Consider the following 16,564-nt stretch of genomic DNA (forward strand, 5'->3'; position numbering starts at 1 on the left):
AGTTCCTACTGGATCCTTTCGACTTTGTCTTTATGCAACGTGCCCTGGCCGTTACGGTAATCGCCGCCGTGGTCTGCGCCGTACTGTCCTGCTGGCTAGTTCTCATCGGCTGGTCCCTCATGGGCGATGCCGTCTCGCACGCGGTCCTTCCCGGAGTTGTCTTGGCTTACATAGCCGGGGTCCCCTTCGCTGTCGGTGCGGTGTTGTTCGGGTTCCTGGCCGTTGGACTTATCGGGGCCGTGAGGGACACGAGCAGGGTCAAGGAGGACGCTGCAATCGGCATAGTTTTCACCACGCTCTTCGCTCTGGGCCTGGTCCTGATCTCGGTCACGCCCAGCCAGAGCGATCTCACCCACATTATTTTTGGCAACCTTCTGGGTCTGAGCCACGAGGATCTTTTTCAGGTACTGGTGCTCGGTACCATCACCTTGGTTATCCTTATCCTCAAACACCGCGACTTCACCCTATTTGCTTTTGACCCAACCCACGCCCACGCAATTGGGCTCAACCCGCGCCTGCTCGGAGCCTTCCTGCTGGGGCTACTGGCGCTAACCTCAGTAGTGGCGTTGCAAGCCGTGGGCGTGGTGCTGGTAGTTGCCATGTTGATCATTCCGGGCGCCACCGCCTACTTGCTCACGGACCGATTCGGGAGGATGCTGGTTCTTGCGCCGACCATCTCAGCCGCGTGCGCCGTCGTCGGACTCTACGCGAGCTACTACCTGGATGCAGCCTCCGGCGGCATGGTGGTGTTGGTCCAGGGCGCGGCTTTTACGCTGGTCTACCTGTTTAGCCCGCGCCATGGCCTAGTAGCCACCCGGCTAGCCGCCGCCCGGCGGAGGAAGGCTGCATCCGCACCCGAACAGCCCGCAAGAACGCACACTCTAGCTGGCTAACTCAGGGCTTCACATACAGAATCTCTCCTGTTGACCTTCCGGTGTGCAAGTCCCAGTAGGCTTCGGCAATCAAATCGGGATCGAAGAAGGTCCCTGGCTGAACGGCGCCACCTATGGTCACCGTTCCAACCCTGATACCCTTCCCGGCAAGCTCATCGCCCAAGGTGAAGGTCAGGTTGCGGAGCCCGGCCTTGCTAATGGAGGCCGATGCCCTGGATGCAACAGGATTTAGAGCCAGCAATCCTCCCGTGAAAAGGATGGACCCTGTTCCACGTTCAATCATGGACGGAGCCACCAGCTGGGCGCAGCTCAGCGCCCCCACCACATTGATCGAAAAATCCCGGGCCAGATCCGCGGGGTCAAGAACGGTGGGGTTGGCAATGGTGTTGGCTCCGGCGTTGTAGACCAAGGCATCCAAGATTCCGTGTTCGGCGTGGATGCGGGCGAACGCCGTTTTCAGACTCTGCGCATCGCTGGCATCAGCCACGATGCCGTGGGCTTCGATACCTGCATTCTTGAGCTCCGAAACGCGAAGCTGTAGTGACTGCGGGTTCCTCGCCAGCAGGATCACCGTGAAGCCGTTGGCACCAAACTTCCTGGCCACGCCGGCACTTACGCCCGGACCGGAACCCATGATGGCCACAAACTTCTTGTTCATTTCTGCTGCTTTCATTTGATATGCCCGTGACGAGTTGATAACCAACGGAATGGAACTAAAGACGTTCAAGGCGTGGGCAGGCATTCCGAGTCATTAGCGTGGAGGGACTGAATTTTCAATGTATCACTGTAAAAGTACTTGTTTTGGAGCCCGTTGGCCCCTATCGGCAGATAGTTTGACTTCCGGCCCGGGCCCGCAGGAACCCTAGGCCCTATTCCCTTCTTGAGCGTGAGAATTTTCATCTGACCGTTGAAATTTTTGTCAATAACCACGCCATCATTTTTGGGCACATGAGATTCCATCACGCGTCTTAGCGCACCTCGCCAAAGGTATATGTCAGCTTCTGCTGTATAGTCAGCGTATGCTGACTATTGCTTCCCGTGTTGATATCATGAACCGTTTGGGCCGCGCCATGTCGGATCCAACCCGCTCACGTATCCTGACGAGCCTGATCGAAGGCCCAGGATATCCGGGGCAGCTTGCCGTGGATTTGGGCCTGACCCGCTCCAATGTCTCGAATCACTTGAGTTGCTTGCGCGGGTGCGGCCTTGTTGCTGCTGTGCCGGAGGGACGGCAAACAAGGTATGAGATTGCTGATGAGCACCTCACTCGGGCATTGGTTGCTCTGGTGGATGTGGTGTTGGCAATAGACGACGGGCAGGGATGTCTCGAAGTGAATTGCGTTGTTCCGCTGTGTTGCGGCACCGAGGTTCAGGCATGAGGGTTCAGGCATGAGGGTTCAGGCATGAGCCGGGAATGTTGCGGATCTGAGGAACCTGACACTCGGGGGAATGCCACAGTGCGCAACGTTGCTTCGGGAAGTGCGCACCCTAAGGCCGCCACCGCATCAGCAGCTCTTCTGGGATCACAGGAGTTGCCCCGCGACACCGGGGAAGCCCCTGAGGCATTCACGCCTTGGTGGCAGGACGTTCACCTTCTAGTCCCGATCTCCGCCGGGCTCCTGCTTGGCATTGGCTATGGCTTGGAGTGGGCGGGAAACAAGCCCGCTAATACTGTTGTTCTGGCAGGCAGCCTAGTATTGGGCGCCTCAACATTTATCCCCGGGGCCATGCGACGGCTGCTGCGCGGGCGCCTGGGCGTAGGGCTGTTGATGAGTATTGCCGCCGCAGGAGCAGTCTTGCTGGGCCACGTAGGCGAAGCTGCGGCGCTGGCGTTCCTCTTCTCCATCGCTGAATCCTTGGAAGACCGAGCTCTGGATAGTGCCCGCCACGGGCTACGCTCTCTGCTGTCCTTAGTCCCCGAAACGGCAACCATTTCACGCAGTTCGGGGCTGGTGGTCATTCCCGCCCGCGAGATCCGCGTGTTGGATCGACTGGTTGTTCGCCCAGGAGAGCGGGTGGCAACTGATGCAGTGGTCACCTCCGGAAGATCCAGCCTGGACACGTCCGCCATCACGGGCGAGTCAATTCCTGTAGAGGTTGCACCTGGAGATGCAGTGCCTGCCGGAGCAATCAATGGCAGTGGCAGCCTGGAACTGGAAGCGAGTGCGGACGGGTATGAGAATTCCCTAACAACAATTGTGCGGCTCGTGGAAAATGCACAAGCCCGGAAGGGCGAGCGTGCCCGGATCGCGGACCGCATTGCCCGCCCCATGATCCCCGTGGTCTTGATTGTGGCCGGGTTGGTGGCACTGCTTGGCTCCCTGTTGGGCGAACCGAGTATCTGGATTGAACGTGCCTTGGTTGTCCTAGTCGCGGCATCCCCGTGCGCTCTGGCCATTGCCGTGCCGGTGACAGTAATTTCAGCCATTGGTGCGGCCAGCCGTTTTGGGGTGGTGATAAAATCCGGCGAGGCTTTTGAACAGCTCGGTGCCGTGAAGCTGGTGGCGTTCGATAAAACAGGCACTCTGACACGCAACATGCCCGAAGTTGTTGCGGTGGAGACGGTACCTGGTACTGATCGCAGCAGAGTTCTCGCCGTGGCATCCGCGCTAGAAATGCACAGCACCCACCCACTGGCAGCAGCCATTCTTGCCGAAACACCCACACCTCCGCCAGCCACTGACATTTTTGAGACCCCCGGAGAAGGGATCCGCGGAAATCTTGAGGGGGTCCCGGCCAGAATTGGCAGCCCACGCTGGGTGGCGCCCGGGGCGTTGGCCGCGGCGTGCAGGCGGCTCGAATCCGAGGGCATGACAGTCATTGTTGTGGAAATCGCCGGATCCCCGGCGGGGCTGATCGGCATCCGCGACGAACTCAAGCCTGAAGCCGCTGCCGCCATTGCAGAGCTCAACGCCCAAGGGGTCAGTACCGTGATGCTGACAGGTGATAATACCCGGACCGCTCAGGCGTTAGCCAGCCAGGCGGGTATTAGTGAGTATCTGGCCGAACAGCTCCCGGCAGATAAGGCCTACGCTCTGGAGGCCTACTCCACCCGCTACCGGACAGCAATGATCGGTGACGGCATCAACGATGCCCCCGCCTTGGCAGCCGCTGATGTGGGGATTGCTATGGGCGCCACCGGCTCGGCTGCTGCGATCGAAACCGCTGCGGTAGCCTTCACGGGGACAGATCTGCGGCTGATCCCCCAAGCGCTGGCCCATGCCCGCCGCGGACGGCGCATCATGACGGCCAACATTGCACTAGCCCTGGCCATCATCAGTATTCTGTTCCCTTTGGCTCTCTTTGGAGTGCTGGGCCTGGCCGGCGTAGTGCTAGTTCACGAACTGGCCGAAGTAGTGGTGATTCTCAACGGGCTCAGGGCAGCGAAAGGCCGCGCTGTACTGCCTGAACTGGGGACCCAAAAGCTGCTCACCCCGTCCGGGGCGTGATCGCCATCGCTTGCTGACAGGTGTTTTGCCACCGTGGATTGTGGGAACCCTGGCATAATACTCGGCCTTATTGGCGCAGGCTCGAGCTAGGCACTGCGGGAATAGATCGGGTGGCAGCTGGAGACCTCCTAGCCGTCTGAGACTAAAAGGTTCTCCGCGATCCTTGTCCACGTGGTTCGGGTATCCTCACTGGCCAGCATGGCACCTATGCCCAAGAACTAAAACGGGAGGCCTCATCAATACTGCGGGCACGGTCAAAGAGCTGAACTTTCGTCATGCTGTTTTGTGTTGTGCACTCAAAGGCGACACTCATGAAAAGAAAATGCCAGCTGATGAGTGTTAGGACGCCAGCGCCTCATACCAGGGACACGATCCCTTATAAGAGCGTCAGTGCAAATCCTGCTGTCGCGGCGAGCACACAGGCCAACACGGTTCCCAAGGAATTGACCACCGCAAACCACGTCCGTCTGGACTGGATAAGCCTGACCGTTTCAAAGCTGGCTGTGCTGAACGTTGTGTAGCCGCCCAGCAGGCCAACCCCCAGAACTAGTCCCCAGCTCGAATCGGTGTAATGTCCAGCAACCAGACCAGTCAACAATCCCAGACACAGCGATCCACTGACGTTGATCAGTATGGTTCCCACTGGCAAAGCGGTGCGAGCCCGAGCCCTGACCAGCCCGTCAACAATAAACCTAAGACCGGCGCCAACACCCCCAGCCAGGGCAAGCAAAAGCACTGTCATTTGCTTTCCTTTCCGGTAATGGCCAAGACCCTACGGTTTCTAGCAGCAACGAAGCGATGATACTTTGCGCCCACCCAGATACCGAACAGCGCAGCCGCAACACCACCGACAATACTGAGGGCCACGTAAGTCAGTGCTGCCACCGGTCTGTCGGCGTCGAAAAGGTGCATGGCGTCTACGGCCAGGGTGCTGTAAGTGGTAAAAGCGCCCATGAATCCTGTTCCCACCAAGAGCCGCACAAACCGTGACCAGCCTAGGTCTGGACCGCGCCGGGACAGTCCCTCAAGCAACGCACCCAAGGCAAAAGCACCGCATACATTAATCAACAAGGTCGGCAGCGGCCAACCGCCAGGGACAGGAAGAGTAATGCTGAGACCGTATCTGGCCAAAGCACCGAAACATCCCCCCAGCATGACAAGCACTACGAATCCCGGGTGAAGATGAATTGAACGGTGCCGCGGACCAGGAGTGTCAACATCGCTGTCCACTGGGAGGCTATCCATCCCCGGGAGTGACTCTGGTTCCATGTTTTCCGATCTTGCTAGTGCCATTGAGAAGCATCCCTTGCGGCGTGCGGATCCAGCGGAATCACCAACACAGGACGGAGCTGACGGTGGGTTAGATGCACAGCAACCGATCCTACGAGAAGTTGCTCCAAACGTGCACCCACCCCGCGCTCACGCGTTCCCACAACAATGAGGCAGGCAAAGACGTCCGCGGCGAGACGCCCCAGAGACCGGGCAGGCTCCCCAGCAAGACTCACAAAGGTCCATTTCACCTCGTCAGATCCCAGCTCCATGGCGATTACTTCCCGGATTGAGCTGGCCGTACCTTCGACGTCGTCCGGTTCATCTACCCCATCCGGATCGATCGGCGCCGATCTACTACCTGTTCCGTCATTGTCCTGGACCAAATACCGGGTGACATCCACGTAAGCAAACACGAGTTCTACGCCTAGACTGTACGCCAGATCCGCAGCTTGCCGGATCACGATCAGTGGCTGCCCTGGCACCACACCCACGAGAATGGGCCCCTTCAACGCAGTTCTGGACGCAGCCGCTGCCAATTCTTCAGCCTTCTTTTGGTGATCACGCATCTCGAGTCCTTCCACCTTCCGTCAGGACGAGCCCGTAGGGCATCGTAGGGCTTGCATCAGCGATTTCCAGGAGCCGGTTGTATTTGGCTACTCGCTCCCCCCGGGCCGGCGCCCCGGATTTGAGTTGTCCACAGCCGGCGCCTACGGCCAGATCTGCCACAAAGGTATCCTCTGTCTCCCCGGACCGGTGTGAAACCATGGCGGCAAAGCCGCCCCGATCGGCAACGCTGAGCGTGTCAAGGGTTTCGGTCACGGTGCCGATTTGGTTGGGTTTGATTAAGACGGCGTTAGCTGCGCCGGTGCTGATACCCTCGCGGACCCTGTCAGGATTGGTGACGAACAGGTCATCTCCAACAACTTGCACCCGCTGCCCCAGAGCCGCGGTTAGTTCCGGCCACCCGTGTGGATCATCCTCAGCAAGCGGGTCTTCTAGGCTGCGAATAGGGTAGTCCGTGATCAGCTTCTGGTAGTACCCAGTCATTTGTGTAGGTGTGAAGCTGCGCCCGTTGAACACGTACGTGCCGTCATGGTAGAAGTAGTTTGCAGCCGGATCCAGGGCGATTGAGACACCCTCGAGACCCAGAGTGTAGCCTGCATCGACTATGGCGGCCGTGATCAAATCCAGGGCTTCTTCAGGCCGCGATATTTCAGGGGCATAACCACCCTCATCCCCCAGCCCCGTGGAGAGGCCCTTGCGCCGCAGTTTTGCACTTAGTGCATGGTAGATTTCCGAGCCCCACCGGATACCCTCAGCCAGCGTGGGGGCACCGGTGGGGGCGATCATGAATTCTTGGAAAGCCAGCGGGTTGGCGGCATGGGCTCCCCCGTTGAGGACGTTAAAATGAGGGACAGGGAGGCGTTCCGCCTTTCCCAAAGTGTGTGCAATCCATGCGTGCAGTGGATGGCGGGAGTGAGCCGCAAAGGCCCGTGCGCTGGCCATGGAAACCGCAACCACGGTGTTAGCTCCTAGCCGGGACTTCTCCGCCGTCCCATCCAAATCGCACAGAGCCTCATCCACACCCCGTTGGGCACTCCAAGACTGGGAAAGCAACAGCTGGCGAATCTCAGCATTGATACCGTCCACGGCTTTACTAACCCCGCGCCCGGAGTAGGCTTGGCCGCCGTCGCGCAGTTCCACAGCCTCATGGGCGCCGGTGGATGCCCCGGAAGGTGCCGAGGCCGTGGCAATGGTTCCATCCTTAGATGTGAGGGTGACGCGCAGCGTTGGGTAGCCGCGTGAATCGAGGATCTGCAGTGCGTGGACGTCGGTGAAAGATAACTCAGTCATGGTGATTACTCCCGTGCGCGGTGGGGGTTGGCAAGGATTGTAAGAATCCTGTTTTCACGTGCCTCCGTCCATGGCCAGTACGCTCACTGCGTGGGCTGCTGCGCCGGGGTTAAGATAAATCCCACCCCGAGGGCATGGCACGCAACCGGGCTGAAAGCTGTAGTGCAAGGGTTGCCCTGTAGGTAGATTTAACCGCTCAACTTCATCCTCACTCAGGGAATCGATGAGCATGCACAGGGCGCGCAGAGAATTGCCGTGCCCAATCACCAAAACGTTGGAACCTGACACCAACGCAGGCCTCAGGATTTTGCTCCAGAGACCCCGGACGCGTGTGACCACAGCATCTAGGGACTCTGTCTTCAAAATGGCGCTTGCTGGCATAGTAGCCAATGCCGGGCTGGCCCTGATGGACTCTAGTTGCCAGCCCGTCATGGGCGGAGGCGCCTGATGCATTGACCTGCGCCACTGGTGGAGGACCTCGGGGCCGAACTCACGCAGTAATTCTGTTCTGCTCCGCCCGGTCAAGGATCCGTAGTTACGTTCGTTGAGCTCCCACGCCCTCAACACAGGCACGGTGCCTGCCGTGAGCAGAGCGTTGACAAGATTGGCACTCTCCACAGCACGGCACATGGTGGAAGAGAAAATTATTTGAGGGATAAATCCTAAGTCGGTGAGGGTTTCCCCAGCATGGCGAACTTCCTCACGGCCACGCGGTGTCAATACGGGATCAAGTAGGCCCGTAAAGCGACCCTGTGCATTGAGGGTGCTTTCTCCATGACGAAGAATAACAAGGGTGCCGACATTGGGCATAGCCCACCTACCTTTATCTAAGGTAGGAACCATCAGCCAGACGGCGGTTCGAGCTGCAACTGCGCTCCGGCGGGATCCATCACCACTTTAGACTCTACCTTTTTTGCCGCAACTAACGCCAGCCTCCGCGTTGGGCCAGCAGCGATGCCCGCGGAGCTGCTACAGAAAGTAGGAGTGGAGCCGGTATTCTGGGTCCATGACTTTCAACGAAGGTGCGCGGCTAGACCCCTCGCAAGGTGAAGATAGGCGCGGCCGCGGCAGCACCGCAGGTAAGGGCCGAGGCGCAAAGGTGGGCTTGGGTCTAGGCGGTGGCATTGTGGTGTTGATCGGTGCGCTGCTGGGAATAAACCCTGATCTGCTCACGGCGCTGATAGGTGATACAGGCAACCAACCAGCCATCGAAGCGTCCAATGGGTCCGCATTGGAGAGTTGCCGAACAGGTCAGGACGCCAATGAGCGCCTTGACTGCAGGATTCTTGGCACAGCCAATTCGCTCAATAGCTTCTGGCCCGGTTACCTGGACCAGTATGGGGTGGGCTATTCCCTTCCCAAGACAGTGATCTTCAGCGGAAGCGTCAGCACTGCGTGCGGCGCGGCCAGCTCAGCCGTGGGTCCGTTCTACTGCCCCGGCGACAACAACGCCTACTTTGACCCGGACTTCTTTGCCCAGTTGGAAACCCAATTCGGTTCCTCGGGCGGGCCGCTTGCTCAGGAGTATGTGGTTGCCCACGAATTTGGTCACCACATACAGAACCTGACAGGCACCATTGGCAAGGCCCAACAGGGCCCCAAGGGCTCACAATCCGCAGCAGTCCGCACCGAACTGCAAGCAGATTGCTACGCCGGCATCTGGATGCGTTATGCCTCATCCCAACCCGCCCCTGGCAGCAACCAACCCTTCTTGAAGCCGCTGACTCAAAACGATCTCAACGATGCTCTTTCGGCAGCGTCCTCTGTTGGGGATGACCGGATTCAGAAGGCCGCCACCGGGCGAACCAATCCGGAATCATGGACCCACGGCTCCAGCGAGCAGCGCCAAAAGTGGCTGTACAAGGGCTACCAAAGTACCGATATGGCAGCCTGCGATACGTTCTCAGTGCCGAAGGTATAGCCGCATTAACTGCAGACGCGCGCTACGATTCCCGGAGCGGGGATGGATTTCAAAGGTCGCTTAGCGACCGAAGAAATCTTACTGCCCGCGAGGGAACTGTAGCGCGCGTCTTATGTGGTGACTAGATGTTGAAGCCCAGGGCACGCATCTGGTCGCGACCGTCGTCTGTGATCCGTTCCGGACCCCACGGCGGCATCCACACCCAGTTGATGCGCCATTCGTCAACGATGGGGCTGAGGGAGTTCTCCACCTGCTCCTCGATGACGTCCTGCAAGGGGCACGCCGCCGTGGTGAGCGTCATGTCCAACAGCACGGCACCGTCGTCGCCGTAACGCAGGCCATAGAGCAGGCCCAGATCCACAATATTGACACCCAGTTCGGGGTCAATAACGTCCATGAGCGCCTCCTCGATGTCCTCGAGAGCGGTTTGGCCAGCAACCGGGGCTGCGCTTGTTTCGCTGATGTCAGTCATGATTCCATCCTAACGGTCGGTGGAGTAGCCGGCGATTAAGCCGAAGCCGTCTCTGCAACCTGGTAGCGGTCGTAGCCTTCTTCTTCCAAGCGGTCGGCAAGCTCGGGGCCGCCCTGCTCGGCGATGGCACCGTCAACGAAAACGTGAACGAAGTCCGGCTTGATGTAGCGCAGGATCCGGGTGTAGTGAGTGATGAGCACAGTGCCCAAACCGCCGGTTTCGATGGAGCGGTTGACACCCTCGGAGACAATCTTCAGCGCATCAACGTCAAGGCCTGAGTCGGTCTCATCAAGGATTGCGAACTTGGGGTGCAAGAGTTCGAGCTGGAGAATTTCGTGACGCTTCTTCTCGCCACCGGAGAAGCCTTCATTGACGTTGCGCTCGGCGAACTCAGGCTCGATGCGCAGTTTCGCCATGGCAGCCTTGACGTCCTTGGTCCAGGTGCGCAGCTTGGGTGCTTCGCCGTCGATTGCCGTCTTGGCTGTGCGCAGGAAGTTGGTCATGGTGACGCCGGGGATTTCCACCGGGTACTGCATGGCCAGGAACAGTCCGGCACGGGCACGCTGGTCAACACTCATCTGAAGAACATCTTCGCCGTCGAGGGTGATGGAGCCGCTGTCAACGGTGTAGCGGGGGTGCCCGGCAATGGTTGCCGCAAGGGTGGACTTGCCTGAGCCGTTGGGGCCCATGATGGCATGTGTTTCACCGGTGTTGATGGTCAGGCTGACACCCTTGAGGATGGCCTTGACGCCCTGCTCGGTCTCAATACTGACGTGCAGGTCCTTGATTTCCAGAGTAGACATACTCTATTTTCTCCTAAGAATTTTTGTATCTGTGGGCGAGCGACGCTACTGCGTGCTGACACCATTAAGAATGTTGGTGACGTCCACATAGACGTCGTCACCATGAACGGTCAATGAAAAGACAGGCACGGGCTCGAATGCGGGCAGGGTCAGCGGTTGACCTGATGTTAGGTCGAAAGAGCTGCCATGCGCCCAGCATTCAATGGTGCGCTCCTCCACGTCGCCTTCGCTGAGGGATATCTCTGCGTGTGAGCAGGTGTCCCCGATGGCATGAAGCTCCCCATAGGAGTCACGCACAATGGCGATGGGGTAATCGTCCACCTCAACTAAGAAGGCGGACTTCACCTCTACATCACTGTCCTTGCAGACAATGACGCCGGCGGGCGCGGAGGAATCACTCACAGTGCGGTCGCCTCAAGTTCACGTTCAACGGTCTCGCGCAGGCGCTCTTCAAGAGCCGGCACCTTGATCTGTTGGATGACCTCGTTCAGGAAGCCACGGACCACCAGACGGCGGGCCGATTCCTCGTCAATGCCACGAGCCTGCAGGTAGAACAGCTGCTCATCATCAAAGCGTCCCGTGGCACTTGCGTGTCCGGCACCCTCGATCATGCCTGTCTCGATTTCCAGGTTGGGCACGGAATCCGCACGGGCGCCCTTGGTCAGAATCAGGTTGCGGTTCATCTCATAGGTGTCAGTACCTTCAGCCTGCTTGCGGATCAGCACGTCGCCAATCCATACGGCGTGAGCATTCTCGCCCTGCAGGGCACCCTTATAGGTGACGCGTGACTTGCAGTTCTTGGTGGAGTGATCCACAAAGAGGCGCTGTTCCAAGTGCTGACCCGCATCAGCGAAGTAGAGGCCGTACATTTCTACCTCGGCACCGGTGCCGCTGTAGCGCGCGGCTGGGGTGGTGCGCAGCAAATTGCCGCCGAGGTTGATAACCACGTGCTTGACTTTCGCATCGCGGCCCACCTTGATGTGCTGAGCGCTGGCGTGCACGGCGTCGTCGTTCCAATCCTGGATGCTGACAACAGTCAAGTTGGCACCATCTTCGACAAGGATCTCCACGTTCTCCGAGAGCACTGCGGTGCCGCGGTGGTCAAGCACAACAACACCCGTGGCGAACTTCTTGGCGTGAACCACAATATGTGAGGCTGCGGGAATCTCGCCCTGGCCCGTCAGGGTCAAGGTGGTGACGTTCTCGGAATTGCCAACAAATTCAGCAGGCAAGGTGACAACGGTAGCTTCGGCAAAGTTTTCCCACGCGGCCGCGGCAACGCGGTCCTCGGGGATGCCTGCGGAACCGATGCGTGAGTCCTCGCGGCCCACGGTCTCAACCGTGACGCCGTCGGGCTTGTTGACTTCTACCAGCGGGGCGGGACCGTTAAGTTCTTGGCCCTTTACGCCAACACGATCAAGTCCGCGCATGCGCTTGAGCGGGGTGAAGCGCCATTCTTCTTCTCGACCCGTGATGACGGGGAAGTCGGCCAGCTTGTAGGAGGTCAGGCGGCCTGCGCGAGAGGAATCGGGAACGCCGACTCCTCCGCCATGACTGTCGCCACCGTGGCTGTGGGCCTTGGCAGCGGCGCCGCCCAGGGGGCCACTTTCAGGGTTGATCTCGGAGAGGCTTTCGCCTTCTTCGGTCATGCCCTTGATGAAGCCCTGCGTCCATACTTCGCCGGTTGTCTTTTCTTCTGTGAGCTCGGTCATTTAACCGACGGCCCCTTCCATCTGCAGTTCGATCAGGCGGTTCAGTTCAAGCGCGTATTCCATGGGGAGTTCCTTGGCGATCGGCTCGATGAAGCCGCGCACAATCATGGCCATGGCCTCGTCCTCGGGCATGCCGCGGGACTGCAGGTAGAACAACTGCTCTTCGCTGACCTTGGACACGGTGGCTTCGTGACCCATGGAGACTTCGTCTTCACGAACGTCAACATAGGGGTAGGTGTCCGAGCGGGAGTAGTTATCAACCAGCAGGGCATCACAGCGAACCGTGTTGGCCGAGTGGTGTGCACCCTCGCGGATCTGGACCAGGCCACGGTAAGCTGCGCGGCCACCGCCACGGGCGACCGACTTGGAGATGATGGAGGACTGGGTGTTAGGCGCAATGTGAACCATCTTGGAGCCGGTGTCCTGGTGCTGGCCTTCGCCGGCAAACGCAACCGAGAGCGTCTCGCCCTTGGCATGCTCGCCCACCAAGTAAACAGCCGGGTACTTCATGGTGACCTTAGAGCCGATGTTGCCATCAACCCATTCCATGGTGGCGCCTTCGTGTGCAATGGCCCGCTTGGTGACCAGGTTGTACACGTTGTTGGACCAGTTCTGGATGGTGGTGTAGCGAACGCGGGCGTTCTTCTTGACCACGATCTCGACAACGGCCGAGTGCAGGGAATCCGAGGTGTAGATCGGTGCCGTGCAGCCTTCGATGTAGTGCACGTAGCTGTCTTCATCGGCAATGATGAGCGTGCGCTCAAACTGGCCCATGTTCTCGGTGTTGATACGGAAGTACGCCTGCAGCGGGATTTCCACGCGAACGCCCTTGGGGACGTAAACGAAGGAACCGCCGGACCAGACTGCCGTGTTCAATGAGGCGAACTTGTTATCGCCCACAGGGATCATGGTGCCAAAGTACTCCTGGAAAATCTCCGGGTGTTCCCGCAGGGCAGTGTCGGTGTCGGTGAAGATGACGCCCTGCTCCTCTAGGTCCTCACGGATCTGGTGGTACACAACCTCGGACTCGTACTGGGCGGTGACGCCACCCACCAAGCGGTTGCGCTCGGCTTCCGGGATACCCAGCTTCTCGTAGGTGTTCCGGATGTCCTCGGGGAGCTCTTCCCAGCTGCCAGCCTGCTTCTCCGTGGAGCGCACAAAGTACTTGATGTTATCGAAGTCAATGCCGGAGAGGTCTGCACCCCAGGTGGGCATGGGCTTGCGATCAAAGTACTTCAAACCCTTCAGGCGCATATCCAGCATCCATGCTGGTTCGCCCTTCTTGGCCGAGATATCACGAACGACTTCTTCGCTGAGGCCGCGGCGTGCGTTATCGCTGGCCTCGTTTTTGTCGGACCAGCCGAACGCGTAATTTCCCAAACCATCCAGTTCGGGGTTTCTTTCGAGGATGTCGTGGTTGGTGGCATCCACCACGTCACCATGAGCGCTTACATCCTGCGCTAATTGATCCGTCATCACGGCCTTTCTTGCTGATGTTTGGAAATTGAGTCCACGGGGCTTTTCATGCCGGCAGGTATGACCGCTAGTTTGCGGACCACTGCCCGCCCCGTTGGCACATGTGTAGTGCACACGTGCCCCCCACTTGCCATAGTGGAGAGCCTGCGCACGTCGACGCCAATCAACCGGGAGAAAACCTCGGTCTCGGCATCGCAAAATTGAGGAAAGGAACTGGCAAGTTCCTGAATGGGGCAATGCCCCTGGCACAACTGCTCCGCTGCCATGGCGCTTCCGCTGTTGAGCGAGTTTGAGGTGGCAACGAAGCGATCCGCGTTCAGCGCCGCCGCCAAGGCCTTGGAGCGTGCGGCTACGTCCATGCCAGCAGCATCTACGAGCGGTTGGTACTTCGCCTCCATGCGGGCAAAGCGACGTTGAGCAAAATCCACTACACCTGCTTCACCCCGAAGCTCGGAGATCTCATTGAGTGCCTGTGCGGCAATCTGCAGATAATCCTCACCGATCTCTGTCTGGCCACGCCGTGAGACAACATAGCGGCGGGCAGGACGGCCGGCACCGCTTTTTGCGTTGCTGACCAACTTGACCTCTATGAGTCCTTCACGAGTCAAGGTATCCAGGTGCCGGCGAACGGCTGCGGGCGTCAGTCCCAAGACGGCACCCAATTGGGCTGCGCTGACAGGACCTTGTTCCAGGACGGCAGTCATGACCCGGTCTCGGGTACGTTCATCAGGTTCGGCGCCGGGCGCAAGCCCACGCGTTACTGGCTGATTCATTGACACCTCCACGCAGTCGATATTTCGCACACCATTAGATAAGACAAGTATGCCGTAATTGAGGAGCTACTGCCACTAAGGTGAGCCTACCCACGGCGGGTTCCACGGTGCGGAAAATCAACGCTCCCGGCAAAGCTCCCAATTGCTTCGCGTACAATGGCCGCGTGAGAAAGACACTAAACCCTGCCCTGATCATCCGAGGGCTTATCAAAGACGTTGGGCCCGTACCCGCATTAGATGGCCGGATGAAGCGCGTAGTTTCCAATATTAGCCTCACGGCCCACTTTGGCCAGGTAACGGCATTACTCGGCGCAAATGGTGCCGGAAAAACCACCACGATTGAATGTGCACAGGGCCTGCAAACACGGACTGGAGGCCAAATTTCCCTCCTAGGCCAGGACCCTGAAACGGCCGACGCCGGACTACGCGCCAGAGTTGGTGTGATGCTCCAAGACGGCGGACTGCCACCTGCCGCCCGGCCCGTCGCCTTGCTGCATCATGTGGCTGGCCTCTACGCGACCCCGCTCCCAGTTGATGCACTGGTGGACCGGCTCGGGATTAGTGAGTTTGCCGACACCTCCATCCGCCGCCTGTCCGGCGGCCAGAAGCAACGCGTGGCTCTCGCCGCCAGCCTCCTGGGGAACCCTGAGGTCTTGTTTTTGGATGAGCCCAGCGCGGGCCTTGACCCTGCCTCACGCATCATGGTCTTTGAGCTGATCCGCGAGCTGCGCGATGCAGGTAAAGCCATTATTCTCACCACGCACCTCCTTGATGATGCGCAACGCCTCGCCGACTACGTTTACATCGTAGACAAGGGTGAATCAGTAGCCAGCGGAACCGTCCAGGAACTACTTCAAACCTCCACGGAATCACTGAGACACCGCGCCATGACCTTTGAGGCATCACCACGCCTGGATGTGACTGCACTGCTACGGCCGCAGCTGGAATGCACCGAGACCCGTCCCGGCAGCTATGTCCTCTCCGGCCAGTTGGAGCCATCAGATCTGGCCCGTTTTGGTTCTTGGTGTCAGCGTCTGGACGTCATGCCGACCTCCGTACACCTGGCCTCCCAATCCCTGGAAGACGTCTTTTTGGCCATCTCCGAGGGATCCATGCCACAGGCCCCCGCCTCCTCCGAAACCAACCCGCAGACCATGGGAATTTCATGAGCACGCTTTTCCACAATGCCGCTCCGGCACAACCCGCCACACTAGCTAGGCGAATCCTGAACCAGGGCAGGTACGAGGCCGGCACCATGCTGCGCAACGGCGAACAGCTGGTCCTCATGGTGGTGATGCCCCTGCTCGGGCTCTTAGCCTTGGTGTTCACTCCCCTGCTCGATGGCATGGGCCACCCTCGCGTTGCCATCGCCGCACCCGGCATCCTTGCGCTCTGCGCCTTGTCCACAGCCTTCACCGGCCAGGGCATCGCCACAGGCTTTGATCGGCGCTACGGTGTGCTGCGGTTCATGTCCACAACACCGCTGGGCAAGGGCGGGCTCATTGCCGGCAAAGTCATTGCCGTGCTCGTTTCGCTGGCCCTGCAGGTGGTTCTCATTTCAGCGGTGGCCGCATTCATGGGCTGGCGTCCGCCCCTGATAGGTGTGCTGCTGGGCATCCCCCTGTTGATCCTAGGCGCAGCCGCGTTCACTGCCTTGGGTCTACTGATCGCCGGCACCGTGCGCCCCGAGGCGACTCTGGCCATCACCAACCTCGGGTGGATATTGTTTGCCGCCCTTGGCGGGATTGTACTGCCCGCGGCAAAGTTCTCCAGCTCTCTTGATGGAATTGTGCAGTGGCTGCCCTCAGGAGCCCTGGGCAATTTAATGCGTGCGGCACTGATTGAAAGCCGCCTCGATCTGTGGGGGCTCCTTGTTTTGTTGGCATGGGGTGTGGCAGCCGCCATTGCCGCCGTCAAATGGTTCAAATGGAATTGAAAG

The 16,564-nt window shown here is 59.2% G+C and carries 18 protein-coding genes and 1 riboswitch; of the genes, 6 read left to right on the plus strand and 12 right to left on the minus strand.

All coding sequences use genetic code 11. From position 1 onward, the window contains the following. The first annotated feature begins 32 nt into the window (after nt 1–32). The gene (locus CVS29_RS13850; RefSeq protein WP_211315147.1) at nt 33–893 is read left to right on the plus strand and encodes a metal ABC transporter permease; all 861 of its coding nucleotides are present in this window, start codon (nt 33–35) and stop codon (nt 891–893) included. Nucleotide 894: 1 nt separating this feature from the next. Here CVS29_RS13850 and CVS29_RS13855 read toward each other — a convergent pair whose 3' ends face one another. Beyond that, on the minus strand, nt 895–1,551 hold the full coding sequence (locus CVS29_RS13855; RefSeq protein WP_211315144.1) for an SDR family NAD(P)-dependent oxidoreductase: 657 nt from the start codon (nt 1,549–1,551) through the stop codon (nt 895–897). A 361-nt stretch (nt 1,552–1,912) separates the two neighbouring features. Between CVS29_RS13855 and cmtR the strand changes: the two genes are divergently transcribed. Both cmtR and CVS29_RS13870 read left to right on the plus strand, forming a co-directional pair. Beyond that, the gene (cmtR, locus tag CVS29_RS13865; RefSeq protein ID WP_110106927.1) at nt 1,913–2,272 is read left to right on the plus strand and encodes a Cd(II)/Pb(II)-sensing metalloregulatory transcriptional regulator CmtR; all 360 of its coding nucleotides are present in this window, start codon (nt 1,913–1,915) and stop codon (nt 2,270–2,272) included. A 24-nt stretch (nt 2,273–2,296) separates the two neighbouring features. Continuing rightward, nucleotides 2,297–4,342: a heavy metal translocating P-type ATPase gene (locus CVS29_RS13870; protein WP_110106928.1), complete on the plus strand. Its 2,046-nt coding sequence runs from the start codon at nt 2,297–2,299 to the stop codon at nt 4,340–4,342. Nucleotides 4,343–4,718: 376 nt separating this feature from the next. Here the strand turns inward: CVS29_RS13870 and crcB are convergent, their stop codons facing one another. The 5 genes from crcB to CVS29_RS13895 are packed head-to-tail and all read right to left on the minus strand — an operon-like array spanning nt 4,719 to nt 8,278. After that, on the minus strand, nt 4,719–5,084 hold the full coding sequence (crcB, locus tag CVS29_RS13875) for a fluoride efflux transporter CrcB (protein WP_110106929.1): 366 nt from the start codon (nt 5,082–5,084) through the stop codon (nt 4,719–4,721). Then, nucleotides 5,081–5,587: a fluoride efflux transporter FluC gene (locus tag CVS29_RS13880; protein ID WP_179442413.1), complete on the minus strand. Its 507-nt coding sequence runs from the start codon at nt 5,585–5,587 to the stop codon at nt 5,081–5,083. Before CVS29_RS13880 ends, crcB begins: the two co-directional genes overlap by 4 nt. A 38-nt stretch (nt 5,588–5,625) precedes the next feature. After that, complete coding sequence (locus tag CVS29_RS13885) at nt 5,626–6,180, minus strand: universal stress protein (RefSeq protein ID WP_110106930.1); 555 nt, start codon at nt 6,178–6,180, stop codon at nt 5,626–5,628. Beyond that, nucleotides 6,173–7,468, minus strand: coding sequence for a phosphopyruvate hydratase (gene eno, locus CVS29_RS13890; RefSeq protein WP_110106931.1), 1,296 nt, complete (start codon nt 7,466–7,468; stop codon nt 6,173–6,175). Before eno ends, CVS29_RS13885 begins: the two co-directional genes overlap by 8 nt. Nucleotides 7,469–7,522: 54 nt before the next feature. Beyond that, a complete protein-coding gene (locus tag CVS29_RS13895) occupies nt 7,523–8,278 on the minus strand; it encodes a 2,3-bisphosphoglycerate-dependent phosphoglycerate mutase (protein ID WP_170120992.1) in 756 nt (251 codons plus the stop codon). A gap of 16 nt (nt 8,279–8,294) precedes the next feature. Beyond that, nucleotides 8,295–8,371, minus strand: a riboswitch (Fluoride riboswitch). Nucleotides 8,372–8,474: 103 nt separating this feature from the next. Between CVS29_RS13895 and ypfJ the strand changes: the two genes are divergently transcribed. Next, entirely contained in the window at nt 8,475–9,389 is a 915-nt protein-coding gene (ypfJ, locus tag CVS29_RS13900; RefSeq protein ID WP_110106933.1) for a KPN_02809 family neutral zinc metallopeptidase, read from the plus strand. 121 nt (nt 9,390–9,510) lie between these two features. Here ypfJ and CVS29_RS13905 read toward each other — a convergent pair whose 3' ends face one another. From CVS29_RS13905 to CVS29_RS13930, 6 genes are read right to left on the minus strand one after another with little or no spacing between them, the layout of a single operon-like run. Next, the gene (locus tag CVS29_RS13905) at nt 9,511–9,861 is read right to left on the minus strand and encodes a metal-sulfur cluster assembly factor (RefSeq protein ID WP_110106934.1); all 351 of its coding nucleotides are present in this window, start codon (nt 9,859–9,861) and stop codon (nt 9,511–9,513) included. 35 nt (nt 9,862–9,896) lie between these two features. Further along, the gene (sufC, locus tag CVS29_RS13910) at nt 9,897–10,664 is read right to left on the minus strand and encodes a Fe-S cluster assembly ATPase SufC (protein ID WP_110106935.1); all 768 of its coding nucleotides are present in this window, start codon (nt 10,662–10,664) and stop codon (nt 9,897–9,899) included. 45 nt (nt 10,665–10,709) lie between these two features. Further along, entirely contained in the window at nt 10,710–11,066 is a 357-nt protein-coding gene (locus CVS29_RS13915) for a non-heme iron oxygenase ferredoxin subunit (protein WP_110106936.1), read from the minus strand. Further along, nucleotides 11,063–12,376 carry a Fe-S cluster assembly protein SufD gene (gene sufD, locus CVS29_RS13920; protein ID WP_110106937.1) on the minus strand — a complete coding sequence of 438 codons (1,314 nt, stop codon included), beginning with the start codon at nt 12,374–12,376 and terminating at the stop codon, nt 11,063–11,065. Before sufD ends, CVS29_RS13915 begins: the two co-directional genes overlap by 4 nt. After that, nucleotides 12,377–13,852, minus strand: a complete 1,476-nt coding sequence (gene sufB, locus CVS29_RS13925) for a Fe-S cluster assembly protein SufB (protein WP_110106938.1) — start codon at nt 13,850–13,852, stop codon at nt 12,377–12,379. Next, nucleotides 13,852–14,625, minus strand: a complete 774-nt coding sequence (locus CVS29_RS13930) for a helix-turn-helix transcriptional regulator (RefSeq protein ID WP_110106939.1) — start codon at nt 14,623–14,625, stop codon at nt 13,852–13,854. The genes sufB and CVS29_RS13930 overlap by 1 nt, the downstream gene beginning before the upstream one ends. A gap of 164 nt (nt 14,626–14,789) precedes the next feature. On the opposite strand from CVS29_RS13930, the gene CVS29_RS13935 reads away from it, so the two are divergent. Beyond that, nucleotides 14,790–15,794, plus strand: a complete 1,005-nt coding sequence (locus tag CVS29_RS13935) for an ABC transporter ATP-binding protein (protein ID WP_110106997.1) — start codon at nt 14,790–14,792, stop codon at nt 15,792–15,794. After that, nucleotides 15,791–16,561 carry an ABC transporter permease gene (locus CVS29_RS13940; protein WP_110106940.1) on the plus strand — a complete coding sequence of 257 codons (771 nt, stop codon included), beginning with the start codon at nt 15,791–15,793 and terminating at the stop codon, nt 16,559–16,561. The genes CVS29_RS13935 and CVS29_RS13940 overlap by 4 nt, the downstream gene beginning before the upstream one ends. Nucleotides 16,562–16,564: the final 3 nt, after the last annotated feature.

Source organism: Arthrobacter psychrochitiniphilus (assembly GCF_003185915.1).
Lineage (GTDB): Bacteria > Actinomycetota > Actinomycetes > Actinomycetales > Micrococcaceae > Specibacter > Specibacter psychrochitiniphilus.